Below are 554 nucleotides of genomic sequence, written 5' to 3'. Positions count from 1 at the left end.
CTTAACAATCCCCACCTCAAGGCCAAGGACCGCAACGAGTTTCTCGCTTGGCTCAAATCGCCTTTTCACCCCTCAATTTTTGTCGTGTAGTGTGGCACCAGTTGAGATTTTAGATATAATCCTCAGAGCTAATTGGGGTGCAGAGCCTGCTAAGTCAGGAATAACGGGTGCCGGCACAACACCTGGAGACGCGTTAACTTTTCACCATTCGAGTAATAAAAACAGTGGAGCTGCTGAGGTTAGAAGAATTCAAGATCTACACATGAGTAATTGGCCCTATAATTTGCCGTTTAGCGGTGGAAATGGTTGGGACGATATAGGTTATCATGCTGTGATTGATAAAAATGGAGATGTTTACGAAGGCCGAAGACTGGAGACTAATCCAGGCAAGCCTGCTCCTGGCCCTTACACTAAGGGCTCACATACCAGAGGAGCTAATACTGTTGCTGGAATAGGGATTTGCATGTTGGGAGACTATGAAGGAACCCATTCGCGTCAGGTTAAGAGCCTAACCGATTCGTAGCCAGCAAATTAGATTGGCAAAAACCACCTTT

The 554-nt window shown here is 46.2% G+C and carries 1 protein-coding gene; it reads left to right on the top strand.

Features of this window, described 5'->3' with window-relative positions; all coding sequences use genetic code 11:
• The first annotated feature begins 91 nt into the window (after positions 1–91).
• Positions 92–523 (top strand): N-acetylmuramoyl-L-alanine amidase, encoded by a 432-nt coding sequence (locus JIN78_RS17990; protein WP_200393177.1) that lies wholly within the window; start codon positions 92–94, stop codon positions 521–523.
• The last annotated feature ends 31 nt before the right edge of the window (positions 524–554 follow it).

The sequence above is a fragment of the Roseibacillus ishigakijimensis genome, assembly GCF_016595415.1.
Lineage (GTDB): Bacteria > Verrucomicrobiota > Verrucomicrobiia > Verrucomicrobiales > Akkermansiaceae > Roseibacillus > Roseibacillus ishigakijimensis.
Note: the sequence above shows the minus strand (reverse complement) of the source record. Positions and strands in the feature narration are given on the sequence as shown.